The sequence below is a fragment of the Streptomyces sp. NPDC058877 genome, from assembly GCF_042742855.1.
Taxonomy (GTDB): Bacteria; Actinomycetota; Actinomycetes; order Streptomycetales; family Streptomycetaceae; genus Streptomyces.
The window spans coordinates 1-26,192 of the sequence record NZ_JBHYMF010000097.1 but is presented as its reverse complement, the minus strand read 5'-3'; the positions used below and the strand labels follow the sequence as shown (position 1 = coordinate 26,192).

At 71.1% G+C, this 26,192-nt stretch carries 21 protein-coding genes and 2 pseudogenes; 12 read left to right on the top strand and 11 right to left on the bottom strand.

All coding sequences use genetic code 11. The annotated features are described in order from the left end of the window. Positions 1 to 824 precede the first annotated feature (824 nt). Positions 825 to 1,508, bottom strand: a complete 684-nt coding sequence (locus tag ACFW2Y_RS22150; protein ID WP_384881823.1) for a hypothetical protein — start codon at positions 1,506 to 1,508, stop codon at positions 825 to 827. A 390-nt stretch (positions 1,509 to 1,898) separates the two neighbouring features. Here ACFW2Y_RS22150 and ACFW2Y_RS22145 point away from each other — a divergent pair. Next, positions 1,899 to 2,553, top strand: a pseudogene (locus ACFW2Y_RS22145) (IS5 family transposase); the annotation flags it as partial. A gap of 770 nt (positions 2,554 to 3,323) precedes the next feature. Here the strand turns inward: ACFW2Y_RS22145 and ACFW2Y_RS22140 are convergent. Next, a complete protein-coding gene (locus ACFW2Y_RS22140; RefSeq protein WP_384881820.1) occupies positions 3,324 to 4,544 on the bottom strand; it encodes an ISL3 family transposase in 1,221 nt (406 codons plus the stop codon). Between the two features lie 583 nt (positions 4,545 to 5,127). Between ACFW2Y_RS22140 and ACFW2Y_RS22135 the strand changes: the two genes are divergently transcribed. The 4 genes and pseudogenes from ACFW2Y_RS22135 to ACFW2Y_RS22120 all read left to right on the top strand — a co-directional run bounded on the left by ACFW2Y_RS22135 (position 5,128) and on the right by ACFW2Y_RS22120 (position 8,479). Continuing rightward, on the top strand, positions 5,128 to 5,565 hold the full coding sequence (locus tag ACFW2Y_RS22135; RefSeq protein ID WP_384881817.1) for a hypothetical protein: 438 nt from the start codon (positions 5,128 to 5,130) through the stop codon (positions 5,563 to 5,565). A 123-nt stretch (positions 5,566 to 5,688) separates the two neighbouring features. After that, positions 5,689 to 5,844, top strand: a pseudogene (locus ACFW2Y_RS22130) (IS5/IS1182 family transposase); the annotation flags it as partial. A 1,269-nt stretch (positions 5,845 to 7,113) separates the two neighbouring features. Further along, positions 7,114 to 7,839, top strand: coding sequence for a hypothetical protein (locus ACFW2Y_RS22125; RefSeq protein WP_384881814.1), 726 nt, complete (start codon positions 7,114 to 7,116; stop codon positions 7,837 to 7,839). 115 nt (positions 7,840 to 7,954) lie between these two features. Beyond that, the gene (locus tag ACFW2Y_RS22120) at positions 7,955 to 8,479 is read left to right on the top strand and encodes an SMI1/KNR4 family protein (protein ID WP_384881811.1); all 525 of its coding nucleotides are present in this window, start codon (positions 7,955 to 7,957) and stop codon (positions 8,477 to 8,479) included. 91 nt (positions 8,480 to 8,570) lie between these two features. On the opposite strand, the gene ACFW2Y_RS22115 is transcribed toward ACFW2Y_RS22120, so the two are convergent. Then, positions 8,571 to 8,951, bottom strand: a complete 381-nt coding sequence (locus tag ACFW2Y_RS22115) for a nuclear transport factor 2 family protein (RefSeq protein ID WP_384881808.1) — start codon at positions 8,949 to 8,951, stop codon at positions 8,571 to 8,573. 266 nt (positions 8,952 to 9,217) lie between these two features. Between ACFW2Y_RS22115 and ACFW2Y_RS22110 the strand changes: the two genes are divergently transcribed. The 4 genes from ACFW2Y_RS22110 (at position 9,218) to ACFW2Y_RS22095 (ending at position 12,776) form a co-directional block, all read left to right on the top strand. Beyond that, positions 9,218 to 10,861 (top strand): penicillin-binding transpeptidase domain-containing protein, encoded by a 1,644-nt coding sequence (locus tag ACFW2Y_RS22110; RefSeq protein ID WP_384881805.1) that lies wholly within the window; start codon positions 9,218 to 9,220, stop codon positions 10,859 to 10,861. Between the two features lie 54 nt (positions 10,862 to 10,915). After that, the gene (locus tag ACFW2Y_RS22105) at positions 10,916 to 11,413 is read left to right on the top strand and encodes a YbaK/EbsC family protein (RefSeq protein ID WP_384881802.1); all 498 of its coding nucleotides are present in this window, start codon (positions 10,916 to 10,918) and stop codon (positions 11,411 to 11,413) included. Beyond that, the gene (locus ACFW2Y_RS22100; protein WP_384881800.1) at positions 11,410 to 12,261 is read left to right on the top strand and encodes an EamA family transporter; all 852 of its coding nucleotides are present in this window, start codon (positions 11,410 to 11,412) and stop codon (positions 12,259 to 12,261) included. Before ACFW2Y_RS22105 ends, ACFW2Y_RS22100 begins: the two co-directional genes overlap by 4 nt. Before the next feature lie 80 nt (positions 12,262 to 12,341). Continuing rightward, positions 12,342 to 12,776, top strand: coding sequence for a VOC family protein (locus ACFW2Y_RS22095; protein WP_384881797.1), 435 nt, complete (start codon positions 12,342 to 12,344; stop codon positions 12,774 to 12,776). 71 nt (positions 12,777 to 12,847) lie between these two features. Here ACFW2Y_RS22095 and ACFW2Y_RS22090 read toward each other — a convergent pair whose 3' ends face one another. Next, positions 12,848 to 13,630, bottom strand: coding sequence for an SDR family NAD(P)-dependent oxidoreductase (locus tag ACFW2Y_RS22090; RefSeq protein ID WP_384881795.1), 783 nt, complete (start codon positions 13,628 to 13,630; stop codon positions 12,848 to 12,850). A gap of 234 nt (positions 13,631 to 13,864) precedes the next feature. On the opposite strand from ACFW2Y_RS22090, the gene ACFW2Y_RS22085 reads away from it, so the two are divergent. Then, complete coding sequence (locus ACFW2Y_RS22085; RefSeq protein WP_384881792.1) at positions 13,865 to 14,482, top strand: LysE family translocator; 618 nt, start codon at positions 13,865 to 13,867, stop codon at positions 14,480 to 14,482. A gap of 10 nt (positions 14,483 to 14,492) precedes the next feature. Here the strand turns inward: ACFW2Y_RS22085 and ACFW2Y_RS22080 are convergent, their stop codons facing one another. From ACFW2Y_RS22080 to ACFW2Y_RS22065, 4 genes are read right to left on the bottom strand one after another with little or no spacing between them, the layout of a single operon-like run. Further along, positions 14,493 to 15,695: a serine hydrolase domain-containing protein gene (locus ACFW2Y_RS22080; RefSeq protein WP_384881789.1), complete on the bottom strand. Its 1,203-nt coding sequence runs from the start codon at positions 15,693 to 15,695 to the stop codon at positions 14,493 to 14,495. A 4-nt stretch (positions 15,696 to 15,699) separates the two neighbouring features. Then, positions 15,700 to 16,446 (bottom strand): energy-coupling factor ABC transporter ATP-binding protein, encoded by a 747-nt coding sequence (locus ACFW2Y_RS22075; protein ID WP_384881787.1) that lies wholly within the window; start codon positions 16,444 to 16,446, stop codon positions 15,700 to 15,702. Next, the gene (gene cbiQ, locus ACFW2Y_RS22070; RefSeq protein WP_384881784.1) at positions 16,443 to 17,207 is read right to left on the bottom strand and encodes a cobalt ECF transporter T component CbiQ; all 765 of its coding nucleotides are present in this window, start codon (positions 17,205 to 17,207) and stop codon (positions 16,443 to 16,445) included. The genes ACFW2Y_RS22075 and cbiQ overlap by 4 nt, the downstream gene beginning before the upstream one ends. A 1-nt stretch (position 17,208) precedes the next feature. Then, a complete protein-coding gene (locus ACFW2Y_RS22065; RefSeq protein WP_384881781.1) occupies positions 17,209 to 18,246 on the bottom strand; it encodes an energy-coupling factor ABC transporter permease in 1,038 nt (345 codons plus the stop codon). Positions 18,247 to 18,575: 329 nt separating this feature from the next. Here ACFW2Y_RS22065 and ACFW2Y_RS22060 point away from each other — a divergent pair, with 329 nt between their 5' ends. Next, entirely contained in the window at positions 18,576 to 18,947 is a 372-nt protein-coding gene (locus ACFW2Y_RS22060; RefSeq protein WP_384881778.1) for an SsgA family sporulation/cell division regulator, read from the top strand. Positions 18,948 to 18,987: 40 nt separating this feature from the next. On the opposite strand, the gene ACFW2Y_RS22055 is transcribed toward ACFW2Y_RS22060, so the two are convergent. Together ACFW2Y_RS22055 and ACFW2Y_RS22050 are read right to left on the bottom strand one after the other, a co-directional pair. Continuing rightward, positions 18,988 to 21,162, bottom strand: a complete 2,175-nt coding sequence (locus tag ACFW2Y_RS22055; RefSeq protein ID WP_384881775.1) for an MMPL family transporter — start codon at positions 21,160 to 21,162, stop codon at positions 18,988 to 18,990. Between the two features lie 111 nt (positions 21,163 to 21,273). After that, complete coding sequence (locus ACFW2Y_RS22050) at positions 21,274 to 21,846, bottom strand: TetR/AcrR family transcriptional regulator (protein ID WP_384881771.1); 573 nt, start codon at positions 21,844 to 21,846, stop codon at positions 21,274 to 21,276. A gap of 161 nt (positions 21,847 to 22,007) precedes the next feature. Between ACFW2Y_RS22050 and ACFW2Y_RS22045 the strand changes: the two genes are divergently transcribed. Beyond that, positions 22,008 to 25,406, top strand: coding sequence for a S41 family peptidase (locus tag ACFW2Y_RS22045; protein ID WP_384881768.1), 3,399 nt, complete (start codon positions 22,008 to 22,010; stop codon positions 25,404 to 25,406). A gap of 48 nt (positions 25,407 to 25,454) precedes the next feature. Here the strand turns inward: ACFW2Y_RS22045 and ACFW2Y_RS22040 are convergent, their stop codons facing one another. Further along, a complete protein-coding gene (locus ACFW2Y_RS22040; protein WP_384881765.1) occupies positions 25,455 to 25,970 on the bottom strand; it encodes a GNAT family N-acetyltransferase in 516 nt (171 codons plus the stop codon). Between the last annotated feature and the right edge of the window lie 222 nt (positions 25,971 to 26,192).

Here is a 26,192-nt window from a genome sequence, read left to right as displayed (position 1 = left end):
GCGGCCCAGCCCCGGCCGCCGACCGCGCGTCACGGCGCAGGACAAGAAGGACCGCGCTGCCAGGCGGACGACTCTCCAGCCGCCCACGGCGCCGGATGGTCTGCTCATCGGGTCGTCGCGCCGAGCCGGACTGTCGTGCCGCTTGCCGCTTGTCTTGTTGCTTGTCACTTGACGCCCCACAGGTCAGAAGGCCCTTAGTCACACCAGGAGCGGCATCGCGGGCGCCTCCTGATAGGCGACGAGACAAGCGACAAGGCAAAGAGCGCATACCGGCTAGTTCCCGACGGTGATTGCCGCAGCGCGAGCGGAGCAAGCTACCAAGGTCGCATGCCCGCAGGGCACCCGTCTTTGTTGTCCCGTGCCATCGAACCTTGATCGATGGGCAAGGAACTCTAAGGACGCCGGTCCGCACGCACTCTGGGCCGGCGCATCATGCGACCGTGCACCTACAGGCCGAGCCACCCGTACAGGCGCGGGTGTTGGGCCCCCGCCGGGCAAGGGTTGTCGCTGCCGGAGCCGAACGCGGCGCTCGTGATGCTCCCCTTGACTTCGGCCGGGTCGGCAGGGCAGTCGTCGCCAACCGGCTGCACGGCCCACCAAGCGAACAGGCATAGTCCCACGATGGCGACATAGGCGCCGAGCCGTCGGCTCGGAGTCGTTATGGAGGGTGAGGTCACCCCAGGATGGTACGGATCACCACCGCGCCCAAGAGGAGAGGCCCCTGTCGGCCTGCGAATGACTGACCCGTCTCATCGAAGTTCGATCAGTCTCTGGAAGTCTGACCAGTGTCGAGATCTCGCGGCTCGGCCTGAGTTTCAGGCGCCCTAGAGGATCCGGCGCCACCAGGGCTGCGATGCCGAGGGCGTCGGAGGCTCGGTGGTGACGGGGCCGAGGCGGCTCTCGATCGGGGTATCCCACTCGATCAGGGCACCGGGAAACCAGGTGGCCGGCTTGGTGTCACCACGCGCGTTGGCCCAGGCGGCGACTCGTAGGGCGGCCTGCCGGTCGGGCAGCAGACCGCGTTCATCGGTACCTACTCCGAGGTCGAGCCTGCCGTCCTCGTACAGGTCGTTGCAGAGCCAGGTGTGGAGCAGACCGTGGTCGTAGCCGAGTACCTCCCAGCCGATCTTGTGCCCGTCTTCGGCCACCTCCCGGGCGGACTCGCCGGCGCCCCGAACGTCGAGGTGGGCGAGCAGCACCGGCTCGTCCGTCCCGGCCGCGCGGATGTCGGCGACGAAGCCTCCGACATGTTCGGCGGGCACCAGCAGGGCGTACAAGCGAGCATCCCCGGACACCTGGAGAGGCAGGCAGGCCGCGAGTGCCTCCTGCGCCGTGCCGAACCAGCAGCCATCCTGCGGAAGCCGGTCTATCAGGCAGTCGGAGGCCGTGGTCAGCCGCTCCGTACGAGGCAAACCCACGCCCGTGAGCCGCTCGGGCACCGCGACGAAGTAGCCGGCGAGCAGCATCTCGTCCGGCACGTCAACTTCGGAAGGAAGACCCTCGATCATGCCCGCACCGTACCTGACCTGCGACGTCAAAGTTGGATGAGACGAATCCCAGGTGGTCGAACTCCGATGACACAGACTCGCGTCCGTCAGAGTCCGATGACAAACGGTCAAGGTTCGATGAAACGGGACATTCACCCTCTCTCCGGTCAGTCCACCGGGCCTGACCGCAGCCTGACGCCTGACACCGTCACGGGCCCGTGACACCCAAACCCATAGGCGAACGCGGGTATCACGCACGCTGACACCCCGCGTGACACTGACCTGACACCTGCGCGTGACGCCTCCTGACACCACAGCGCCCCTGCTAGACCTAAGCGGCCATTGCCGCTGGGTCTAGGCGCTGCCCGGCGGATCATGCGACTGTCGGACTACTGGCTCGTTGTTCCCAGCATGGGGCGGGGTGATCTGACGAATGTCGAGCGGGTCGGCTGGAGCCGCACGTGCCAGCGTCGGGGCAGCGTGGCGGCCGGTGGAGCGATCACCGCAGGGTGGTCAACAAGATCTTGTTCCGGGTGCGAACGGGCATACCGTGGCGGGACCTTCCGGAGCATTTCGGCAACTGGAAGACCGTCTACGAGTGGCACCGGCGTTGGTCGGCGGGCGGCACGTGGGACCGGTTTCTGCGTGCCGTCCAGGCGGACGCAGAAACCGCGCGGGCCGGATCGACTGGAGCATGGTCAGCGTCAATTCGACGTCCTGCCGTGCGCATCAGCACGCGGCCGGGGCTCGAAAGAAGAAGCCGCGCATGCCGAAAAAAGGAGAACGCCCCGGCACCACCGCCCCGATGAGGGACTCGGACGGTCCCGGGCGGCCTGACTTGCAAGATCCACCTCGCCGGTGAGGGGGATGCCGACCCATGTCCTTCCTCGTCACGCCCGGCCAGTGGGGCGACGCGCCGCAGATGATCAAGGCCCTCGAACGCATCACTGTTTCCCGGCCGCAGGGCGGACAGCCACGCACCCGGCCGGACCACCTCGGCGGCGGCAAGGCATACAGCTCACGCCGCAACCGCCGCTGCCTGCGAAGACGCCAGATCAAGCACACCTGGCTTTGTTCGCGAGAACCGGCTCTGGTCCAGCTTCTGTGGACCGGTGACGCTCAGTACCGGCGGGTGTCGGTAGGACGGTCGATCATGCCGGGCATGGCAGATCGCAGTCTGGTTCTCCAGATCATCACCTCGGCGGCGCGGGAGTCCCTGAAGCCGCTCGGCCTGGCCCAGCGTGGGCGGTCGCGGCTGTGGATTGATGATCATGGGTGGTGGCTCGGAGTTGTGGAGTTCACCCCGCCACGCACTGCTGGCAGCGGCCTGCACGTCGGTGCGATGTGGCTGTGGCACGACGTGGACCACCTGGCCTTCCACGTGGACGCGGTCAGAGTCAGCCCGGAGCTGTTCCGCACCGAGGACCAATTCACGTCGCAGGCTCTCGAACTCAGCCGACAGGCGGCTGCGAACGTGACCGTGCTGAGGGAGAAGTTCCCCGCTCTGCCAGACGTCGCCCGGTACCTGACGTCCAGCCCGGTGCGGCGGGGGTTCCTCTGGGACTGCTTCGATGCCGGGATCGCGGCCGCCATGGTCGGGGATCCGGACACGGCCCGCGATCACTTCGAGCGGGTCCTTAGGGAGGACCCGCTGGCCCCGTGGATGGTCGAAGCCCAGGAGAAAGCCCGTGAGCTTCACGCGATCGCGCCAGATCGCGACGCTGTGACTGCCTGGGTTGTCCGGGCCGTCGACTCGTGCCGGATCAAGCTTGCCCTGGATCCCGTGCCGCTCGCGATCAGCTGAATGGACCCGCTCGTTGAGCAACAAAGCTGAGGTCAGGCCAGCAGGACTCGCTTCCGCAGCAGGTCGAAGCCGGCCCGGCCGTACATTTGGCGCTTGATCGTCTTGATTCGGTTGACGTGCCCTTCGACGACACCGGAGCTCCACGGCAGTGCCAGGCCGGCGGTGACGGCGGCGAGATCCCGTTCGAGGCCGTTGACGAAGGTGTGGAGGCTGGGCAGGTCGTCGGCGCGGACCGCCTTGATCCATTCCGGAAGCTGGTCACCCTGGAGCTGGGTGAGCATCTTCCCGAACGCGCAGACGTGCCCGGTGAGGGCATCCAGTTCGGGACAGTCGACGAGGACGGCTTTGAGCTTCAGTCGCTCGCTCTCCGGCAGGGTGTCGGGGTGAGTCAGGATCCAACCGGTGACCGTGCGTGGGGATGGCGGGCGGGCTGCCGGTGCGGTCGGGTACGTGCGGAACGGCTGGAGGTAGGCGCGGACGGCTCCGTAGCCGCCCGTGTAGCCGTGCGTCCTGATCTCTTCCCACAGGGTCCAGGCGTTCGTACAGCCCTCGGCCCATCGCTCGCGCAGGTGGGGCTTGCGGTCGGCGAACCGGTGCCCGGTGGGCCATGGGGCCCCGTTCTCCGCCGGTGCCAGAGCCGGAGCCTTCTCCGGTTCCGATGCGGCAGTGGTCGCGCGGAGGCACGAACGGTGGCGGGAGACGCACCGCTCGGCCGCTTCGCCGAGGTTGCGCCATAGGTGGAACCGGTCGGCGACCTGGACCGCGGTGGGTGCCCCGATCCTGGCGCCCTCGGCAAAGAACGGGGCACGGTCACGGCAGACGACCTCGATTCCCGGGTGCTCGGCCAGCCAGGCCGCGGCAGTGCCTGCTTCGCGATCTGGCAGGAGGTCCAGCGGTCTGCGGGTCTCGACGTCGACCAGCACGGTTCCGTAGACACGGCCCTTGCGCGCCGCGTACTCGTCGACGCCGACCACACGAGGGACCTGTGGCTGGGGTTCTGGGAGAGCGTCGACCAGCCGTAGGACAGTGTTCCGGCTGCCCCTCACCCCGAAGACGTCGGCCAGCCGGGCACCGGCGCGACCGGCCAGGGCGAGGCCGATCTCGGACAGCACCGACCGCATCCGTTCGGTCCGTTGGCTGTACCGCCGGGTCAGGCCCGCGACCTGCTCGACGAACGTCCGCCGCCCGCATGAGACGTCTTCGCACGTGAAGCGCCGGACACGAGGTTGCAGCACCACCCGCCGTCCCGCCACAGGGAGGTCAACGGGAAATCACAGGTAAGAGCCGTGCACCCGCCCGGACCAGCTTCCACAGCCCGGGCACTGGGCCCCGGCCGTTCGGCATCTGACACCGACTCGGATCACCTCACCATCGTCCTGCGCTGATTCCACCCTGATCCCCGGGTCCGCCAGGAAGAGCAGCTCTTCCAGCCGGAGCAGTACCTCGCGCACAGCCCAGAACCATCAGCCCGAACGAGGTCGGCACCGTCAGTTTCCAGACGATCTCGCCGAGACCTACAGCAAGGCCATCAGTCACAGGGAGTAGCCACATCACGGAAGTTGGACCAGAGCCAGAACCGACAGCACATGTTCACCGCTTCGGGGGGCACTGGGGTCCGGGAGTGTTCGAAGGGCGTACCGATGAGACGCGGCGGAGCGGTCCCGCCAGATGCTTCGCCGGTGATGCTTCACTTCGGTCACGACTTGGGGCAGTGGATTGGCCTGTCGTGTACCTGCGGTACACGCTGTGCCTATGGCGAGACGATCACATGTCCGGACGGGTACGCCAGGCGGCTGTCTTCTCAACGGATGTCTGACCCTTCTGGGACTCCTGCTCGTGGCCGTCGTCGGCGTGTGGATCTGGCTGGAGACACAGCCGGCGCGTGATGAGGCCCAGGCGCGTAAAAACCTGCGGGAGAACGTCGAAGTGCTCCGCGACCGGCTGGGCGAGGCGGCGGCCGACGGCAGCCTTCCCGATACGGAGATCGCCCAGGTCTTCCCCCCCTCGAAGCCCGCCAAGGGCTTCGTCGGCGTGACGCGACAGGGCGAGACCGTCACCGTGGTCGCGGAAGTGCTCGGTCACGGACCGCCACGGGCCTTCATCTTCGTGTACGAGCGGTCGGTGGCAGGCTGTTACGCCTTCGAGGTGCCGCCCCCGGCCCCCGGGGCCCCGCAGCCCTCCACCCGGGAACTGCCACAGGAGGCGTGTGCGGTGGGCGCGGCCACGCTCCCTGGATCTGATCGTCTTGAGCAACAGTCACGTGACGCGAAGTAGTCCCTCAGAGAGGGAGACCAGCTCATTTCCGCACAGAGGCTGTTCGAATCCAGGAATCGCTCCAGTGCCTCCCGAAGTGGTGAACATGTGCTGTCGGTTCTCGGGTTCTGGCGAACAGAGCCACACACCATCCCTGAACCGAAGGACCAGCGGGCCAACCGCAAACGGCGCGGCAGCGAGGGTGGCCGGCCCACGGGCTTCGACAGCGAGATCCGCGAACGCCGCAACGGGGTCGAGCGCACGATCTACAGGCCAGAAGGCATGACGGCACTTGCATCCTTCACCTTCGTGCGCCACATCGATGGGCTCCGCTACCACTTCGAAGGGGACGGCGAGCGCAACGGCCGCCCCGCCTATCGCCGAACGGACGGGAACGTGTGGTGCGTATGGTCGCCGACCGAGGGCTGGCACTGCGAGATCGCTGATGGCCTCGTCACCGCCCATCCTCTCAACAGCCCCGGTGACGAACCCGACCCCCCGGCCACCGTCTGGCGCAGCTTCAAAAACGACCGCTCCTACCTCTACGACCTCCAGCCCACCGACCCCGAAGCATGATCCGCCGGACAGTGCCCGCCGATGTCGACCGGCCGACGCCCGGGGGAGGAGGTGGCTATCGCCTCGCGTGGATGAGGACCAAGAGGACTGCGCCTCCCACGGCAAAGAGGGCTCCCATCCACGCCGCCATCAGCCCTACCCACCGGAAGGTCACGTAGGTCCTGAAATAGCCGGCGCTCCAGACTCCCTGGTGTGCCCTGGCCGCCGCATCCCGCCACCCCCGGTAGTCAGTGGCCAGAACGATGCCGATGAGGAACACCATCAGCGGACCCAGGACGATCATTACGGCTGCTACCACCCGTCCATTCTGCGGCGCGCGATCACCCTGGGGAAGCCCGGTACGCCACCCCGTCCGTCCGGTCCCGTGCCCAGGCTGTTGTCGCAATCGATCAAGCGAGGACCTCACGAACCGCATCGGGGGCCAGGCGCACTCCATGTCGAGGGCCGACCGGATGACCACCTACGCATGGCAGTCGATCGCCGAAGAGTTCCTCGACTACCTGGGTGCCCTCTCCGTCGAGACGCCCGATCTGGACACCCCGGAGGCCAAGGCCGTCCTCAAGGACGCCTCCGAGGCCGCGGCCGGCGCCGTCGCCCACGCCGCGTACCACCCGCACTGCGCCTTCGGCGTCTTCCTGGAGTACGTCAACTTCGGCATGAGTGACGACCTGGGCGACGGCTCCCCCGAGGAAGAGGTCACACCGGGAGAGTGGATCGACGCGCTGTGCCTGTCCGTGCTCCGGGACAGAACGAAGCGGCACGGCGAGGCCTTCCACTTCACCAGGCAGAAGTTCGCCGAGCAGACACGGGGAACACCCCACGGCGAGCTCGCCACGGGCCTGCCACGCCCGCCGCCGCGGCTGGGCCATCCGCGTGGAGTCCCCCTACCTGCCGCGGTACCTCCTGCAGGCCGCCGAGCCCTTCTAGGGCTGCCCTACGGGTCAGGGACGGGGGTGCCCACACCCGCTGCGACGAGGAGGCTTCAATGGCCAGGTGGTGAACTGGACGCAGATGCACGATTGCTGCGGGGACGTCGATCGCGTCCCCGAGCTTCTGGAGCAGGTGGAGCGCGAGGACGACGCCGAAGCGTGGCGGGAGTTGGGATACCGGCTGGTCCTCGAGCACGACCTCATCTTCCCCGCCAGCCTTGCTGCCCTGCCGCGCCTGACACGTCTTGCCCGCAGGAGCGCACGGGCGCGTGGGCTGGCAGGGACGATCCTGCGACGCGCCGCAGGGCACCACGGCCGCGATGACCTGCTGGAGGGCTGCGCCGACTCGATCGCGGAGTTCCGCGCACTGCTGGATCGGCATCTGCAGTCGCGGCCGGTCGACTACCACCCGGCCTTCCTCGATGCGCTCGCAGCCAGGGAGGAGTACCACTGGGGTGCCGTGCTGGGGGACTTCAGCGACGACTTCTACCACCTGGCCTGCCCCCACTGCGCCGTAGAAGTGACGATCGCCATCGGCGATCACGGGCGGTATTCAGCGATCCGGGACTGGGACCTGGGCGACGTGGACCGCAGGGGCCTGCGGCCGGCGTCATCCGGGGAACTCTCCGGCACGGGCCGGTGGATGCATGAGACTGCCCTCCGTGACGGTCGCGAGGCGCTCGCTGACGGAATTGCTCACCTCTTCGGCAAGGCCGAATGCCCGGACTGCGCCAGCGTGTTCAACATCGCGGACGAGTACGCATCCGCAAACCGCCCCGTCCTGCGGTAGGCCAGGCCGGATCGGAGGCAAAGGAAAGGGAGCGGAAGCATGCGCGAAGTGCCATCCCCCGGGGTTCTCCGGTCGGCACTTCGCGCACCCCCCGCAGTGGCACAGTCGGACGGAGGTGTTGACGGAGGTGTGGGTGCAGAGGGGACAGAGGACCATGGGTGTGGTCGAGAGTTGGTCCCGCGTGATGACTCTTCTCCGGCAGCACGCCCCGGCCGATCATGCGGACCTGCCAGGGCCCGCGACCGAGCAGATGCTCGCGGCCGCCGAGGAACGGAGGGGAATCCCCCTCCCCGGGGATCTCCGGACGTGGCTGTTGCAGAACAACCTGGATCTGCCTGAGGAGGATTTCGACGACACCACGGCATGCTGCGGCTTCGACGGCTTCCCGGACGAGGGAAGCTTCTTCCTCGGCATCCGAGCGATGGAGGGGCCGTACGCGAACCGCTCCACGCCCTGTGGATTCGACCCTCCGGACCAGCCGGACAACCCGTTCCGGCGCAATGAGTGGATCCCGTTCCTGTCGGACCACGACGGCTGGACGGGCAAGTTCGTCGACGTGCGGGACGGGCGTGTCGGCAGCGGGTTCGTGGGTGACATCACGGTCACCGGCGAAATCGAAGGTCGACGCCTCTGGTCGTGAGACGGTTCCCGACCGCATGGCGGCCACCGCCGGTCCTTCCCCACGCCCAACGGGCGGAGGAAGTGCGGCGAGGGGCGCGTGCGGAGGAGGGTCAGAACATGGTGTTGTCGTTCTCGGAGGTGGACGGGATCACCTGGAGGACGTCCCAGTGCTCGACGATCTTGCCGCTGGCGTCGAAGCGGAAGATGTCGATGCCCGCGTACTCCTCCTCCGGCCAGGTCTGGTGGCAGTGGAGGACCACGTGGTCGCCTTCGGCCAAGGCCCGCTTGAACGCGACCCGCTTGCCCGGGTACTCGGTGGCCATGCGCTCGAAGTAGTCGATGAACGCCTGCTTGCCGTCACCGACGTGCGGATTGTGCTGGACGTAGGCATCGCCGGCGTACCGGTCGATGGCCTCGGCGGGGCGGCACTGGTTGAACATCAGGTCGTAGAACGCCTGAGCCGTGGCCTTGTTCTTCTCCGGGTCGCTCATGCTGCCACCGTAGGGTCGGGGTCCGGGCGGGGCACGGCGGGTGCGTCGACCAGGTGGTCGGGCCCGACGGGGGGGCGAGCGGGTCTCGGCCGGCGGAGAAACGACCGGCCCCGGGGTCGGCACGGCCCCGGCCTCCCCCGGTCGACCCGGTTCGGTGGGGAAGCGGACGTGCCGAAGGCCAGTTGACATATGTGGCGAAAGTTTCTCGACATGCACGAGGGGCGCTGCTTCACTGGACGGCCGCCTGGGGGAGGGGAAGCACAGTCATGCGCAGTGGAACGAAGGTCGCGATCGTCGGAGGGGTGTTCGCCGTCGTGGCGAGCGGCGTCGGGTACGGGGGCTACAACCTCTGGAACGGCATCACGGGCGGTGACTCGAGCATCGGGACCCGCGCCGGGGACGCGCCGCGGACCGGCCCGGTCACCGCCGACGAGATCACGGCCACCGCGAAGGACTTCCTGGCCGCCTGGGCCGCCGGGGAGCCGGAGCGGGCGGCCCAGCTGACGAACGACCCGGTCACGGCAGGGCCCGCGGTGGCCGCCTACCGGGAGGGCGCGAGCATCTCGAAGGCCGTGATCACCCCGGGCACCCCGGTCGGGGCGAAGGTGCCGTTCACGGTGAAGGCCACCGTCTCGTACGAGGGCGCGTCCAAGGACTGGTCGTACGCCTCGGAGCTGACCGTGGTCCGCGGGCAGACCACCGGCCGGCCGCTCGTGGAGTGGCGGTCGACCGTGCTCCACCCGAAGCTGACGGCCGCCGCCGCCCTGCGCACGGGCCGTGCCAAGACCGCCGCGGTGAAGGCCGTCGACCGCAACGAGGTGGAACTGACCGCGGAGCAGTACCCCTCCCTGGGGCCGGTCCTGAACGAGCTGCGCAGGCGGTACGGGGCGAAGGTCGACGGCACCGCGGGCATCGAGACCTGGATCGACTCGGGCAACACGAACGTCGCCGACACCCCCCTGCTCGTCCTGCGCGAAGGGAAGCCGGGCCTGCTGAAGACCACCATCGACGCGGACGTCCAGGCGGCGGCGGAGAAGGCGGTCAAGGGGTTCCAGAAGGCCTCGGTGGCCGCGATCGAGCCGTCGACGGGGGCGATACGGGCGGTCGCCAACAACCCGGTCACCGAGTTCAACGTCGCGCTCCAGGGCCAGCAGGCCCCCGGCTCCACGATGAAGATCGTCACGGCGGCGATGATGATGGAACACGGACTGGCGACCCCCCGCAGTCGGGTCGAGTGCCCGCCCGACGTCCTGTCGAGGGGGAGGACCTTCCAGAACCTCGACAGGTTCTCCATCCCCGACGCCACCCTCACCGACGCCTTCAGCCGCTCCTGCAACACCGCCTTCATCAAGGCGATCACCACGCTCAGCGACAAGGGCGTCGCGGACACCGCCCTCGGGACGACCGCCCGCCGCTGGTTCGGCATCGGCGAGGAGTGGAACATCGGAGTCCAGGCGTGGGACGGCAACGTCCCCGAGTCGGTCGGGAACGAGACGTCCGCCTCGTACATCGGCCAGGGCAAGATCACGATGAGCGCCCTGAACGTCGCCTCGCTCTCCGCCACCGCCAAGAACGGCGGCTTCCGCCAGCCGTACCTGGTCGCGAGGGAACTCGACGACCGCCCGTTCGCCCAGGCCGAACGGCTCCCCCGCACCATCGCCTCCGGGCTGCGCGGAATGATGCAGGCGGCGGCCACCGGCGCACACGGCACCGCCACCCGGGCGATGGCCGGGGTGCCCTGGCCCAAGGGTGCCAAGACCGGCTCCGCCGAGGTCGACGGCCAGGCCTCCAACAGCTGGTTCACCGGCTACTCCGGGGACCTCGCGGCGGCGGCCGTCGTCCAGGAGGGCGGCCACGGCGGCGACGCGGCGGGCCCCGTCGTCGCACAGGTCCTCAAGGCGGGGTGGTGACCGCGCGGCGAAACCCCGTCGCATGCCCCGTACACCGACCGCTAGCGTGCGGCCATGACCGCTGAGAACGACACCCCCTCCCCCGCCCATCCCCAGTTCGCCTCCGCCCTCGGGGAGTTGGGGGTCGACGTCGACGTCCGGCGCTTTCCGGACGAGACCCGCACCGCCCGACAGGCAGCCGATGCCATCGGCTGCGAGGTCTCCGAGATCGTGAAGTCCCTGGTCTTCGCGGCGGACGGGGTGCCCGTCCTCGTCCTGGTGGACGGCGCCGCACGGGTGGACGTCGAGCGGGTGCGGCAGGAGTTGGGCGCGGCGGAGGTGACCCGGGCGGACGCGAAGACCGTCCGGGAGGCCACCGGGTACGCGATCGGGGGCGTGCCCCCGTTCGGGCACCGCACCCGGACGCGGGTCCTCGCCGACCGGGGGATCCTCGACCACGACGTGGTGTGGGCGGCGGCGGGCACCCCGCACACGGTCTTCGCGATGGCCCCGAAGGAACTGGTCGGGCACTCCGGCGCCACCCTGGTGGACGTCCGCGAGCCCACCGCGTGACCCCGCTCGTCGCGTTCGCGGTCCTCGTCGCCGCGGTCACCCACGCCGGCTGGAACGCGATCGCCCACGGCATCAAGGACCAGCTGCTCTCCTTCACGCTGATCTCCGGCGGCGGGGCGCTGATCGGTCTGGTCACGGCCTGCTTCGTGCCGCTCCCGGCCGCGGGGGCCTGGCCGTACCTGATCGCCTCGGCGCTTCTCCACATCGGCTACTACGCCCTGCTGATGCGCTCGTTCACGCTCGGCGACTTCGGCCAGATGTATCCGATCGCCCGCGGTACGGCACCACTGGTCGTCACGGCCCTCGCGGCGGCCTTCGTCCACGAGGTGCCGGGCGGCTGGCAGTTGCTGGGAGTGGCGGTGGCCTGCGCGGGCCTGACCGGACTCGCGCTGTGGGGCATTCGGGGCAAGGGGACCCGTCCGCACTGGCCGGCGCTCCTCGCCGCGGGCGCGACGGGCCTGGCGATCGCCCTCTACACCGTCGTCGACGGCGTCGGCGTCCGTGCCTCCGGCACCCCGCTCGGCTACATCGCCTGGCTGATGGTCCTGGAGGGCCTCGTGATCCCGGCGTACGCCCTGTGGACCCGCCGCGCGGCGCTGCTGCCCCAACTCCGCCCGTACGCCGCCCGGGGACTCCTCGGGGCGGCGCTCTCGGTCGCGGCGTACGCCCTCGTCCTGTGGGCCCAGACGAAGGCCCCCCTCGCCCCGATCGCCGCGCTCCGGGAATCCTCCATCATCGTGGGCGCGGCCATCGGTGCCGTCTTCTTCAAGGAGCGCTTCGGCGCCCCGAGGGTCGCGGCGGCGGGCCTGATGGTGGTGGGCATCGGACTGATGCTGCGGGCGGGGTGAATCCCGTCCCGCCGGAGCGGGGTCGGGGTGCGGCTTTTATTGAGGAGAGGGACTTCGGGAGTGCTTGCTACGGTGCCCGGATGCCATCGATCAGGGAGTTCCAGGTCACCATCGACTGTGCAGATCCCGTGCGCCTCGCACGGTTCTGGTGCGAGGTGCTGGGATACGTCATGCCGTCGCCGCCCGAAGGGTTCGCCGCCTGGGAGGACTACCACCGCTCGCTGCCGCCCGAGAAGCAGCCCGTCTACTTCGCTTGCAGCGACCCCTCGGGCAAGGGTCCTCGCGTGCTCTTCCAGCGCGTTCCCGAGGGCAAGGTCGTCAAGAACCGGGTGCACCTCGACGTGCGGGCCGGTACCGGCCTCGTGGGTGCGGAGCGCCTCGCCGTGCTCGAGGCGGAGTGCGCACGGCTGGTCGCGCTCGGCGCGGTACACCTGAAGACCCTGGTCGCCGACGAGGAAAACGAGTCCTGCATCCTGATGCAGGACATCGAGGGCAACGAGTTCTGCCTCGACTGACCGCCCGGCCCTCCGGTGCCGCCGGGCGGTTGCCGTCCGTTCGGGCCCGAGGGGCGGGCCGCCACGCGGGTTCAGTCGCCCAGTACTTCCGCGAAATGCGTGTTCACCGCCAGGAGGCCGCCGTCCACGCGGAGGGTGGTGCCCGTGATCCAGGACGCGTCCCGGGAGGCGAGGAAGGCGACGGCGGCGGCCACGTCCTCCGGGGTGCCCACGCGGCCCAGGGGATAGACCCGGGCGGCCAGGGCCGCGAGGTCGGTCTCCCGGCCCGCCCAGGCCGTGGTGGCGATCGTGCCCGGGTTGACCTGGTTGACCCGGACCCCGCGCGGCGCCGCGTCGCCGGCCAGCGTGCGGGTGAGGGAGGCGAGGGCCGCCTTCGCCGCGCTGTACGCGTGGCCGCCGAAGTCCGCCTCCGCGTTGACCGACCCGATGGTGACGATCGCCCCGCGCCCGTCGGCCGCCGCGAGGTGCGGCAGTGCCGCCCGGGAGCAGCGGACGGCTCCCATCAGCGTGACGCCCCACTGGCCGGTCCAGCCCTCGTCGGGCTCGTCCTCGAAGCGGTCCCGGTCGGCGGCGACGGGCGCGAGGGCGTTGTTGACCAGGACGTCGAGGCCGCCGAAGGCCGTGACCGCGTGGGCGACGGCCGCGTCCACCGACTCCTGGTCGCCGACGTCGCAGCGCAGTGCCACCGCCCCGGGGAGCGGCTCGGCCGTCCTCCGGGCCGCTTCCTCGTCGATGTCCGTGACGAGGACCCGCGCGCCCTCCGCCGCGAGCCGCCGGGCGGTGGCCGCGCCGATGCCGCGGGCCGCGCCCGTCACCAATGCCGCATGTCCTTCGAAGCGTCGTCTGAGATCCATGGGGCGATCCCAACACCGGACGCGGTCACCGCGACACCCCTTTCGCGGTGCCGGTCCCCCCGATCCCCTCGGTCCTGCCGGTCCCCGGCGGTCCCGCCGTTCGCACCCGGGGTGCCGGGGCGGATGCCGGGCCCGGACGGCCCCGGACCGCAGGGGCGTGGAAATCAGCTCGCGGGTGGCACCGCGTGGGGGAGATGCTCCACGGGGACTCCGTCGAACGGGAAAAGGAAAACAATGGGTCAGCTCGTCGCCGTAGCGGTCATCACCGTCCTGGCGGTCATCAGCCCGGGTGCCGATTTCGCCATGACCGTCCGGAACAGCTATCTGTACGGGCGGACCGCCGGCGTTCTCGCGGCCGTCGGCATCTCGCTCGGCGTTCTCGTCCACGTCACCTACACCATGCTGGGCGTGGGGCTCCTGGTGACCCGGACCCCGGCGCTCTTCACGGCGATGAAGCTGGTGGGCGCCGCGTATCTGGTGTACGTCGGCTACAAGACCTTCGTCGCCAGGGCCCAGGTCGACATCGACCTGTCGGAGGGCGGCGGCCCTTCGAAGGCGGGGGCGTTGCGCACCGGGTTCCTGACGAACGCCCTCAACCCGAAGACCATGCTCTTCGTGCTGAGCACGTACACCCAGGTCGTCAGCGTCGACACCCCGGTCTTCCAGCAGGTCGGTTACGGGCTGTTCATGTCGGTGGCGCACCTGGTCTGGTTCGCGCTGGCCGCCGTGCTCTTCTCCAACCCGGCCCTGCGCAACCGGCTGCTGCAGCGGCAGACCGTGCTCAACAAGGTCATCGGGGCCGTGCTCGTCGCGCTCGGCATGGCGCTCGCCCTGACGCCGGCCGTCGCCTGAGCCCCCTCCGTCAGGGCGTGACCGCGCGCACCGCGCGCACCAGGGCCTGTGCGCGCGGGTCGGCCGTGACCGTCTTGCGCATGCCGTTGGTGACGTAGCCGAAGGCGATGCCCGCGTCCGGGTCGGCGAAGCCGAGGGAGCCGCCGCGGCCGGGGTGGCCGAAGGACGTGGGGCCGAGGAGGGGGCAGGCCGGGCCGTGCAGCATGTGGCCGAGGCCGAAGCGCGTGCCGACGAGCAGGACCCGGTCCGGGCCCGCGGACTCCTCGGTGCGGGCGAGCGCGAGGGTGGCGGGGTCGAGGAGCCGCGGGGCGCCGTCGACGGGGCCGAGGGTGGCGGCGTAGAAGCGGGCGAGCGCGCGGGCGGTGGCGACGCCCGCGGAGCCGGGGAGTTCGGCGGCCCGGTAGACCGGGTCGTTCTCGTCGGGCTTGGGGTCGATGACCCCGAAGGCGCGTCGGGTGAGGGACTGCGGGTCCTGGTAGGCCTCGGTGACGGAGCGCTTGGGGCGGAGCCTGAGGGCGCCGCTGCCGGGCGGTTCGACCTCTGCGACGGGGCCGAGCCGGCCGACCCGGTGGACCTCGGCGTCCGGCAGGCCGATCCACAGGTCGAGGCCGAGGGGGTCGGTGATCTCGTCGGCGACCCAGCGGCCGATGGTGCGGCCGGTGACGCGGTGGACGAGGCCGGAGAGCAGCCAGCTGAAGGTGTGGGCGTGGTAGCCGTGGGCAGTGCCTGGCTCCCAGACGGGTTCCTGGGCGGCCACGGCGGCCGTCGCCGTCGGCAGGTCGACCGCTTCGGCGAGGGTGAGCGGCCGGTCGAGGACGGGAACCCCGGCCCGGTGCGCGAGGAGCTGCCGCACGGTCACCCGGTCCTTGCCGCGGGCCTTGAAGTCGGGCCAGTACGAGGCGACGGGGGCGTCCAGGTCGAGCAGCCCGCGCTGGTGCAGGAGGAGCGGGACGACCGCGGCCACGCCCTTGGTGGCCGAGCGGACGACCTGGGCGGTGTCGGCCGTCCAGGGTTCGGTGCCGTCGACGTCACGGCTGCCGGCCCACAGGTCCACGACCGCGACCCCGTCGTGGTGGACGGCGAGGGCCGCTCCCTGCTCGCCCCGCTGGGCGAAGTTGTTCAGGAACGCGTCCCTGACCGGCTCCCAGCCCGCCGCCACCGTGCCCCGGACGTCCACCTGACCCACACATCCTTTCGTACGAACGGCTCCCATCGTCTCAGGTGACGGAACCCGGGACGAAGCCGAAGGGCAGCTCCAGGCGGTGCCGGGCCATCAGCTCCTCGTCGGTGAGGATCGAGGCCGTGGGGCCGTCGGCGGCGATGACGCCCTCGCTGAGGATCACCGAGCGCGGGCAGAGCTCCAGGGCGTACGGCAGGTCGTGGGTGACCATCAGGACGGTGACGTCGAGCGAGCGGAGGATGTCGGCGAGCTCGCGCCGGGAGGCGGGGTCGAGGTTGGAGGAGGGTTCGTCCAGGACGAGGATCTCCGGCTCCATGGCGAGGACGGTCGCGACGGCGACCCGCCGGCGCTGCCCGAAGGAGAGGTGGTGCGGCGGCCGGTCGGCGAACTCCGCCATCCCGACCCGGGTGAGGGCCTCGTGCACGACGGCGTCGAGTGCGGCGCCCCGGAGGCCGGCCGCTGCCGGGCCGAAGGCCACGTCCTCCCGGACGGTGGGCATGAACAGCTGGTCGTCGGGATCCTGGAAGACGATGCCGACCTTCCGCCGGATCTCCGCCATGTGCTGCGTGCCGACCGGCAGCCCGGCGACGGTGACGGTGCCCACGCCGCCGGTGAGGATGCCGTTGAGGTGGAGGACGAGGGTGGTCTTGCCGGCACCGTTGGGGCCGAGGAGGGCGACCCGCTCGCCGCGCCCGACGGTCAGGTCCACGCCGAAGAGGGCCTGGTGGCCGTCGGGGTAGGCGTACGCGAGGCCGCGGACGTCCAGGGAGGGGTGGGTGGTCATGTGGTCGTCCATCCGAGGAGGCAGATCAGCAGTGCGGTGAGGGGGAGGGCGGCGGCCTGGACCCATTGGGCCCGGGTGGCGGTCACCTCGTCGATGACCGGCATGGCGCCGGTGTAGCCGCGGCTGACCATGGCGAGGTGGACGCGTTCGCCGCGCTCGTAGGAGCGGATGAAGAGCGCGCCGGCGGACTTGGCGAGGACGCCCCAGTGGCGCACGCCCTTCGCCTCGAAGCCGCGCGAGCGGCGGGCGACGGACATCCGGCGCATCTCGTCGGTGATGACGTCGCCGTACCGGATCATGAAGGCGGCGATCTGGACGAGCATCGGCGGCAGCTTCAGCCGCTGGAGGCCGAGGATCAGGGCGCGCAGTTCGGTGGTGGCGGCGAGGAGCACGGAGGCGGCGACGCCGAGGGTGCCCTTGGCGAGGACGTTCCAGGCGCCCCACAGTCCGGGGACGCTCAGCGACACCCCGAGGACCGTCGTCGTCTCGCCGGGGACGACGAAGGGCATGAGCAGTGCGAAGGCGACGAAGGGGACTTCGATGAGCAGTCGCTTGAGCAGGAAGCCGGCCGGGACCCGGGCCTTCGTGGCGACGCCCGCGAGGAGCCCGGCGTAGAGGGCGAAGGCCCAGACGGCCTCGCGGGGCGTCGAGACGACGACCGCGACGAAGCCGAGGACGGCGGCGAGCTTGGTGTGCGGGGGCAGCTCGTGGACCGGCGACCGCGCGTGCCGGTAGAGCTTGTGGGCGTGCCCCGCTCCCATGTCAGGCCTCCGGGGCGACGGTCGTGCGGCGGCGCACGACCCAGAAGAGGCCGGAGCCGACCGCGAGGGTCGCGCCGACGCCGATCGCGCCCGCGAGGCCGACGGCGACCCGGGGGAGCTCGATGCCCTTGACGCCGTAGTCGGCGAGCGGGGAGTCCGCGGCGGCGTGCTCCTGGACGTTCTTGTCGATGCCCTGGTCGGCGGCGACCTTCTCCAGGCCGTCGGGGCTGGCGGAGGCGTAGAAGGAGACGAAGCCGGCGAGGACGAGGGCGGTGACCAGTCCGCCGATCCACAGCTTCCTCGGCTTCCCGGGGGAGGCGGCGGGCGCCGGGGCTGCGTCGACGAGTTCGCCGCCGATGCGGAGCTTGAGCGGGGCGGTCAGGCCGCGGGCGGCGTACACCAGGTCGGGACGGACGGCGAGGACGGCGCCGACGGTCAGCATGGTGATGGCGGCCTCGCCGATGCCGATGAGGACGTGGACGCCGACCATGGCGGTGAGGACCTGGGTGACGGGGACGTCGGTGGTGCCGCCGATCGCGTAGATCAGGGTGAAGGCGGCTGCCGCGGCGGGCACCGAGACGAGTGCGGCGGCGAACGAGGCGACGGCCACCGAGCGGCGGGTCCGCGGCAGCAGGAGGACCAGCCCGCGGAAGAGGGCGTAGGCGGTGACCACGGTGACGACGCCCATGACGGTGATGTTCACGCCGAGGGCGGTGAGGCCGCCGTCGGCGAAGAGGACGCCCTGCATCAGCAGGACGACGGCGATGCACAGGACGCCGGTCCAGGGGCCGACGAGGATCGCGGCGAGCGCACCGCCGAGGAGGTGGCCGCTGGTTCCGGCGGCGACCGGGAAGTTCAGCATCTGTACGGCGAAGATGAAGGCCGCGACCAGGCCGGCCAGTGGTGCGGTCCGGTCTCCTCCGGGGCCTTGCCCGAGCTCGCGGCGGGCTCCGCGCAGGCTGACGGCGACGGCGCCGGCTGCGAGGACTCCGGCGGCGGCCGATACGGGGGCGTTGATGAATCCGTCAGGTACATGCACGTCCGGAATGATAGAGCGCTCCTGCAAAGAGCTTGCAAGAGCGCATGGGTCACATCATGGCCACCACTCCCCCTCGACGCCGCGCCCCGAGCTTCGCGGCCGCGCCCCCGCACCCCCGGCCACTCCCGATCGACACGCCTCCCGCGCCCCCGGCCGCCCCCCGATCGCGACGCTCCTCGCACCTCCGTCACCCCTCCCGCCGGCCCACCGTCACCGCGCGCCACCACCCACCGTCCGACCTCACGGAAAGTAAGGGGGCGTGAGCCGGGCGCTTCCCGGGAAGGAGTGGAACGATTGGTCGATAAGAGGACAAATGTGAGGAGCCTCCGATGCCCGCCGTAGACGACCGCGCGGACGACCGCGCCGTCGATGACCGTGCGAAGGGGCGGATCATCAGTGACGCCCCGCTGTCCCGACCCGTCCCCGTGGCACTGCGCTACGAACCGGACTCCTCTCCCCCGACCGTCCACTTCGTCTTCCCCGACGCCGTCGAGTGGTCCTTCCCCCGCAGCCTGCTCGAAACGGGCCTGCGCACCCCGATACGCCGCGGGGACATCGGGGTCTGGCCCTGCGGCCGGGTGCAGACGGTCGTCGAGCTCCACCAGGACGACGGGGTCACGGTCGTCCAGTTCGACACGACCGCCCTGCTCCGCTTCCTCAAGCACACGTACGCCGCCGGCAGGTCGATGACGACCCACTGACGGCGTACGCGGGACATGCGCGGGAAGCGGTCCCGGGGGATCAGACCTTCACGAGGTCCGGCTCCGCGGCATCGGCACCGGCGGCGGCCGTGGCGAGGCCCTCGCCCTCCACGTCCACGTTCGGCAGGATCCGGTCCAGCCACTTCGGCAGCCACCAGGCCTTGTGGCCGAGGAGCGCCAAGACGGCCGGGACGATCGCCATGCGGACCACGAAGGCGTCGAAGAGGACCGCCACGGCCAGACCGAAGCCGATCATCTTGATCATCTGGTCGTCCATGCCGATGAAGCCGGAGAAGACCGCGATCATGATCACTGCGGCGGCGGTGACCACCCGGGCGCTGTGCCGGAAGCCGGTCACGATCGCCTCGCCGGGCCGCTGGCCGTGCACGTACCCCTCGCGCATCCGGGTGACGAGGAAGACCTCGTAGTCCATCGCGAGGCCGAAGACGACGCCCACCATGAAGATCGGCATCATCGACATGATCGGGCCGGTCTGCTCCACCCCGAAGAGGCTGCCGAGCCAGCCCCACTGGAAGACCGCGACGACCGCGCCGAGGGCCGCGACCACCGAGAGCAGGAAGCCGAGGGCCGCCTTCAGCGGGACGAGGACCGAGCGGAAGACCAGGGTCAGGAGCACGAAGGCGAGGCCGACCACGAGGGCCAGGTAGGGCACCAGGGCGTCGTTCATCTTCTGCGAGAAGTCGATGTTCATCGCGGTGGCACCGGTGACGAGGACCTCGTCCCCGGTGGCGTCCCGGATGTCGTGGACCAGGTCCTCGGTCGCCACCGAGGACGGCCGGTCCTTCGGTACCACGGTGATCATCGCGGCGTCACCGGCCTCGTTCGGGGTGGCCGGGGTGACCGCAGCCCAGCCGTCGAGGCGCTTGATCGTGGAGACGGTCCGGTCGGCGGTGGCCTTGTCGCCGTCCACGACGACGAGCAGCGGGCCGTTGAAGCCCGGGCCGAAGCCGTCGGACAGGATGTCGTACGCCCGGCGTTCGGAGGTGGAGGTCGGCTTGGCGCCGTCGTCCGGGAGGCCCATCTCCAGGGAGGCCGCGGGCAGGGCGACCGCACCGAGGCCGAGGACGCCGACGAGCAGCACCAGGACCGGTCGCCGGATGACGAAGCGGGCCCAGCGGGTGCCGCCGTTGGGCTTGTCGTCCGCCTTGCCCCGGGTGCCCCCGTCCGCGTTCCTGCGCTGCTTGCGGCCGAAGACCTTCTCCCCGGCGAAGCCGAGCAGGGCCGGGATCAGGGTGAGCGCGATCAGTACGGCGATCACGACCGTGGCCGCGGCGGCGAAGCCCATCTTGGTGAGCATCGGGATGTTGACGACGGCCAGGCCGACCAGGGCGATGACCACGGTGAGCCCGGCGAAGACGACGGCGGAGCCGGCCGTGCCGACCGCGCGGCCCGCGGCCTCCTCGTGCTCGCGTCCCTCGGCGAGCTCCGCGCGGTAGCGGGAGACGATGAAGAGGGCGTAGTCGATGCCGACCGCGAGGCCGATCATCATCGCGAGGGTGGACGTGGTGGTGCCCAGGTCGAGGACCTTGGCGAGCGCGGTGATCGAGGAGACTCCGATGCCGACGCCGATGATCGCGGTGAGCAGCGGGAGTCCGGCGGCGACGAGCGAACCGAAGGTGAGGGCGAGCACGATGCCGGCGATGACGACGCCGACGACCTCGCCGGCGCCGGTCTCGGGCATGCTCTGCAGGGCGTCACCACCGACCTCGACGGTGAGCCCCTTGCCCTGCGCGTCCTGTCCGGCCCGGGTCAGGGCCTCGCGGGTCTCGTCGGTCAGCTCCATGGCGTTGACCTCGTAGGAGACCGAGACGTAGGCGGTGGAGCCGTTCTGCGAGACGGCCTGTGCGGTGTAGGGGTCGGTGACCGAGACGATCTGGTCCGAGCCGGACCTGAGTGCCGCGACGGTCTCTTCGACGACGGCCTTGTGCGCCGGGTCGGTCATCTTCTCGCCCTCGGGGGCCTGGAAGACGACGCGGGCGGTGGCCCCGTCGGCTCCGGCGCCCGGGAAGCGCTCTTCAAGCAGGTCGAAGGCGCGCTGGGCCTCGGTGCCGGGGATCGAGAAGGAGCTGGAGGTGGGGGCGGGCGCGGTGGCGGCGCCGATTCCGGCGACCGCGAGCAGCGCCACCCAGAGGAGGGCGACGAGCCGTCGGCGCCGGAAGGCGGCGCGGCCCAACTTGTAGAGGAACGTGGCCACGGGGGCGTACTCCCGGTGTTGGGGCGGGACAGGGCATGGGGAGCCGGCCCGACGGCGTGAGCGGTTCGTCGTCAGGTGGAGATGAGGGGTGGAGCAGTACCGCCGGAGCGGTCAGACGCCGAGTGAGGGGAGCACCACGGCGTCGACGTACGAGGTGAGGAAGGCGCGGTCGACCGGCTGGTCCTCGATCAGGGGGCGGGCGATGAACGCGCCGATCAGCATGTGCAGGACGAGCTTCAGCGCCGGGTTGTCGGCGTCGACCTCGCCCCTCCGGACCGCGCGTCCGATCACCTCTTCGAGCCCCCTCATTTCGGGTTCGATCAGCAACTCGCGCAGGGCCTGGAGCAGTTCGGGGTTGTTGTGGACGGCATGGGCCAGGCCCCGCATCAGCGCGGAGTCCTTCTCCATCTGGCAGTCGTCGGTCCGCTCCATCAGGGCGTGGAAGTCTCCGCGCAGCGAGCCGGTGTCGATCTCGGTGATGCTGACCGGCTTGTTGTGGCGGAGCGCCCTGGCGACGAGCTCCGGCTTGCTCCCCCACTGGCGGTAGAGGGTGGCCTTGCTGGAGTGGGTGCGGGCGGCGACGGCGTCCATGGTGAGGGCGTCGTAGCCGACCTCGCGGAGGAGGTCGAGCACGGCCGTGTACAGCTCGGACTCCCGCTCGGGAGTGAGTCTGCTGCGTGCCACGGTCGGCCTCCGATCCGAACGAAACGGTTTCGTACAGTACGAAGGTACCCCCGGGCGAAGCGAAACGAAACCGTTTCGCACGTGTCCTGGGCCACACGGGAGGGACCGCCCGCAAGCACGTACGAGTTGCCGCACCCCCGCCGCGCGGAAAGCATGAACGGGTGAGTGACGACGTCGCGTATCTCCGTTTTCCGCACCTCCACGACGACCTGCTGTGCTTCGCCGCCGAGGACGACCTGTGGCTCGCGCCCCTCGTCCCCGAGGGCTACCGCCCCGGCCGCGCCTGGCGCCTGACCATCGACCGGACGCGGGTCGGCCACCCGCGCTTCTCACCGGACGGCCGGCACATCGCGTACACGAACTGGCGCAGCCTCGACCCCGAGATCCACCTCGTCCCCATCGACGGCGGCTCACCCCGACGGCTCACCTACTGGGGCTCCACCGACACCCGGGTCTGCGGTTGGACGCCCCCCGGCAAGGACGGCCGCTCCGACATCCTGGCGGTCTCCTCGCACGGACAGCCCTTCTCGTACTACTCCTGGGCCTACACCGTCCCCACCGACGGCTCCCCCGGCGGCCGGCTGCCCTGGGGCCCCGTCTCCGACATCGCCGTCACCGACGACACCGCCGTCAGCGGGGCGACCGCCCCGACCGACGGCAGCGCCCCGACCGACGGCAGCGCCCCGGCCGACGGCAGCGCCCCGGCCGACGGCAGCACCCCGGCCGACGGCAACGGGCACGGCGGGGAACGCCGCACCCTCCTGCTCACCGGAAAGCCCCCGCACGAACCGGCCGCCTGGAAGCGGTACCTGGGCGGCGCCACCGGTCGCCTCTGGCTCCACGGCAAGCGGCTGCTGCCCGACATCGGCGGCCACCTCGCCGCCCCCATGGCCGTCGCCGGGCGGATCGCCTTCCTCTCCGACCACGAGGGCATCGGCAACCTCTACTCCTGCCTGCCCGACGGCACCGACCTGCGCCGCCACACCGACCACGACGACTTCTACGCCCGGCACGCCTCCACCGACGGCCGCCGCGTCGTCTACCAGTGCGCGGGCGAACTGTGGATCGTCGACGCCCTCACCGCCGACTCCCGACCCCGCCGGCTGGAGGTGCGGCTCGGCGGCCAGCGCGTCGGCCGGCGCCCCTACCAGGTGCCCGCCGCCCACCACGTCGACGCGCTCTCGGTCGACGAAACCGGCCGGGCCAGCGCCGTCTCGGTACGGGGCAGCCTGTACTGGCTCACCCACCGCGACGGCCCCGCCCGCACGATCATCGACTCCCCGGGCGTCCGGGTCAGGCTCCCCGAGATGCTCGGCAGCGGCGGCCAGGTCGCCTACGTCACCGACGCCGAGGGCGAGGACGCCGTCGAGATCGCCTACCTACCGCGGGCCAGCGGCGACCGGCCGCCCCGCAGACTCGCCTCCGGCGACCTCGGCCGGGTGGAGGAACTGGTCGCCGACCCGGACGGAGAGCGGCTCGCCGTCGCCTCCCACGACGGGCGGCTGCTCCTCCTCGACGTCACCGAGGACTCCAACGGCGAGGTGACGGAGCTGATCAGCTCCGTCAACGGCCCCGTCCGCGACCTCGCCTTCTCCCCCGACGGCGCCTGGCTCACCTGGTCCCACCCCGGCATCGGCCGCTCCCTGCGCTCCATCAAGATGGCCCGGATCTCCGGCCCCGGCGCCCGCACCGTCATCGACGTCACCAACGGCCGCTTCGAGGACGAGAACCCCGTCTTCACCCGGGACGGCCGCTACCTCGCCTTCCTCTCCTGGCGGGGCTTCGACCCGGTGTACGACGTGCACACCGGTGACCTGTCCTTCCCGCTCGGCTGCCGCCCCTACCTCGTGCCGCTCTCCTCCGCCACGCCCTCCCCCTTCGCCCTGCTCCCCGACGGGCGACCGGCCGCCGGCGGCCTCGACCCCGGCGACGACGCCGAGTCCGCCGACGGCACCGTCACCGTCGAGATCGAGGGCCTCGCCGAGCGGGTCACCCCCTTCCCCGTCACCGCCTCCAAGTACTCGGCGCTGCACCCGGTCAACGGCGGCGGCCTGGTCTGGCTGCGCTGGCCCATCTCGGGAGCGCTCGGCGAGACCTTCGCCAACCCGGCCGACACCTCGGGCCGCCCCACCCTGGAGCACTTCTCCATCGTGAAGGCCCGCAAGGGCGAACTCGCCAAGGACCTGGACTGGTTCGCGGTCAGCGGCGACGGCACCCGACTCGTCGTCGCCGACGAGGGCGACCTGCGGGCCGTGCCCGCCACCGAGCCCGGGGACGGCGACTCCACCGTCTACCTGGACCTGCGACGCATCCTGCACGAGATCGACCCGGGCGCCGAATGGCGACAGGCCTTCGACGAGGCCGGCCGGATCGTGCGCGACTACTTCTGGGAACCCGACATGGGCGGCGTCGACTGGACGGCCGTCCTCGACCAGTACCGGCCGCTGGTCGAACGGGTCTCCTCCCCCGACGAGTTCGCCGACCTGCTGCGCGAGGTGCTGGGCGAGCTCGGCACCTCGCACGCGTACGTCACCCCCGGCCGCCGCAACGAGGGCCCGCCGCACTACCAGCGACCGATGGGCCTGCTCGGGGCCAACCTCGTGCCCCGGGAGGCCGGGTGGACGGTGAAGCGGATCCTGCCCGGCGAGTCCTCCGACTCCAAGGCCCGCTCCCCGCTCGCCGGCACCGGCATCCGCGAGGGCGCCGTCCTCACCCACGTCGACGGCCGGCCCGTGGACCCCGTCACCGGGCCCTACCCGCTGCTCTCCGGCACCGGCGGCACCACCGTCGAACTCACCTTCACCCCCGCCGAAGGCGAGGGACGGGCCCGGCGCGTCGCCGTCGTCCCGCTCGTCGACGAACGCCCGCTGCGCTACCAGGACTGGGTCGCCAAACGGCGGGCCGTGGTCCGCGAACTCAGCGGCGGGCGCTGCGGCTACCTCCACATCCCCGACATGGGCGGCTCCGGCTGGGCACAGTTCAACCGCGACCTGCGCATGGAGGTCTCCCGCCCCGCCCTCATCGTCGACGTGCGCGGCAACGCCGGCGGCAACATCAGCGAACTCGTCATCGAGAAGCTGACCCGCCGGATCCTCGGCTGGGACCTCACCCGGAACGCCCAACCCGTCTCGTACGCCTCCAACGCCCCGCGCGGCCCCGTCGTCGCCCTCGCCGACGAGGCCACCTCCTCCGACGGCGACATGATCACCGCCGCCTTCAAGCTCCTCGGACTCGGCCCGATCGTGGGACAGCGCACCTGGGGCGGGGTCGTCGGGATGACCGGCCGACACCGGCTCGGCGACGGGACCCAGATCACCGTCCCGATGAACGCGGCCTGGTTCCCCGAGTACGGCTGGTCCCTGGAGAACCACGGCGTGGAACCCGACATCGCAGCCCTGCGCACCCCCCTCGACTGGGCCGAGGGCCGGTACGCCCAACTCGACGACGCGGTCCACCTCGCGCTCTCGCTCCTCGCCGAGACCCCGGCGGCGAGCCCCCCGGGCTACGAGTCCCTCCCGGACCGCTCCCGCCCGAAACTGCCGCCGCGCCCCGCCTCCTGAGCCGGCCGGCCCGGTCCCGCGCCCCGGTGCGGTGACCGGGCCGGCCCCTCACCGCACCGGCTCCCACGGCGCCGGGCCCAGTTCCAGCTCGTAGGCGGTGCCCGGTGCACCGTCGTCGAGCGTCACGGCCCCCACGGCCCCGAACCCGGCCCGGGCGAGCACGGCGCTCGACGCGCCGTTGCCCAGGGCCACCAGGGCGGTCAGCCGAGCGAGCCCGTACCGCTCGACGGCCAGCCGGCACACCTCCCGCACCCCCCAGGTGGCCAAGCCACGTCCGGTGGCCTTCTCGGCGAGCCGGAAACCGAGCTCGGCGCTGCCCGCGGCGGCGTCCACGTCCACCAGGTTCACCCGCCCCAGGATCTCCCCGCCCCCGCCGACGAGCACGTGGAAGTGGATCTCGCCCGCCTCCTGCGCCTCGATCAGCTCCCGGTGCCGGTCCTCGAACCCTTCGAAATAGGCGTCCCCGCGGTCGGGCACCCGCGCGGCGAAGAAGGCCCGGTTCTCCCGCTCGAACGCGAGCAGGGCGGGAGCGTGGTCGAATCGCAGTCGCTCAAGTAGGTCCATGGCGGCCACCGTACGAAGATCCGCCGCCCCGCGTGTACAACCTTTCGAATCGCCGGCGGTCAATTCACGCGCGACGCACGGTACGCCGGTGCACCGGGAGAACCGAGCGGCTCCCGCGACCGGCCGGCCGCCCGCCCCGACGGCTCCTCGTCACCAGCCGGCAGCGGTCCGACCGGCGACGGCCGGACCGGACGGAACCGCCCCCACGCACGACGGCGCACC

Excerpts from the sequence above, each read along its gene's own strand:
- ACFW2Y_RS22150 (WP_384881823.1), bottom strand. The coding sequence starts at position 1,508 with ATGATCGAGGGTCTTCCTTCCGAAGTTGACGTGCCGGACGAGATGCTG.
- ACFW2Y_RS22095 (WP_384881797.1), top strand. The coding sequence starts at position 12,342 with ATGCCATCGATCAGGGAGTTCCAGGTCACCATCGACTGTGCAGATCCC.
- ACFW2Y_RS22105 (WP_384881802.1), top strand. The coding sequence starts at position 10,916 with ATGACCGCTGAGAACGACACCCCCTCCCCCGCCCATCCCCAGTTCGCC.
- ACFW2Y_RS22040 (WP_384881765.1), bottom strand. The coding sequence starts at position 25,970 with ATGGACCTACTTGAGCGACTGCGATTCGACCACGCTCCCGCCCTGCTC.
- ACFW2Y_RS22085 (WP_384881792.1), top strand. The coding sequence starts at position 13,865 with ATGGGTCAGCTCGTCGCCGTAGCGGTCATCACCGTCCTGGCGGTCATC.
- ACFW2Y_RS22075 (WP_384881787.1), bottom strand. The coding sequence starts at position 16,446 with ATGACCACCCACCCCTCCCTGGACGTCCGCGGCCTCGCGTACGCCTAC.
- ACFW2Y_RS22090 (WP_384881795.1), bottom strand. The coding sequence starts at position 13,630 with ATGGATCTCAGACGACGCTTCGAAGGACATGCGGCATTGGTGACGGGC.
- ACFW2Y_RS22115 (WP_384881808.1), bottom strand. The coding sequence starts at position 8,951 with ATGAGCGACCCGGAGAAGAACAAGGCCACGGCTCAGGCGTTCTACGAC.
- ACFW2Y_RS22080 (WP_384881789.1), bottom strand. The coding sequence starts at position 15,695 with ATGGGAGCCGTTCGTACGAAAGGATGTGTGGGTCAGGTGGACGTCCGG.
- ACFW2Y_RS22060 (WP_384881778.1), top strand. The coding sequence starts at position 18,576 with ATGCCCGCCGTAGACGACCGCGCGGACGACCGCGCCGTCGATGACCGT.
- ACFW2Y_RS22110 (WP_384881805.1), top strand. The coding sequence starts at position 9,218 with ATGCGCAGTGGAACGAAGGTCGCGATCGTCGGAGGGGTGTTCGCCGTC.
- cbiQ (WP_384881784.1), bottom strand. The coding sequence starts at position 17,207 with ATGGGAGCGGGGCACGCCCACAAGCTCTACCGGCACGCGCGGTCGCCG.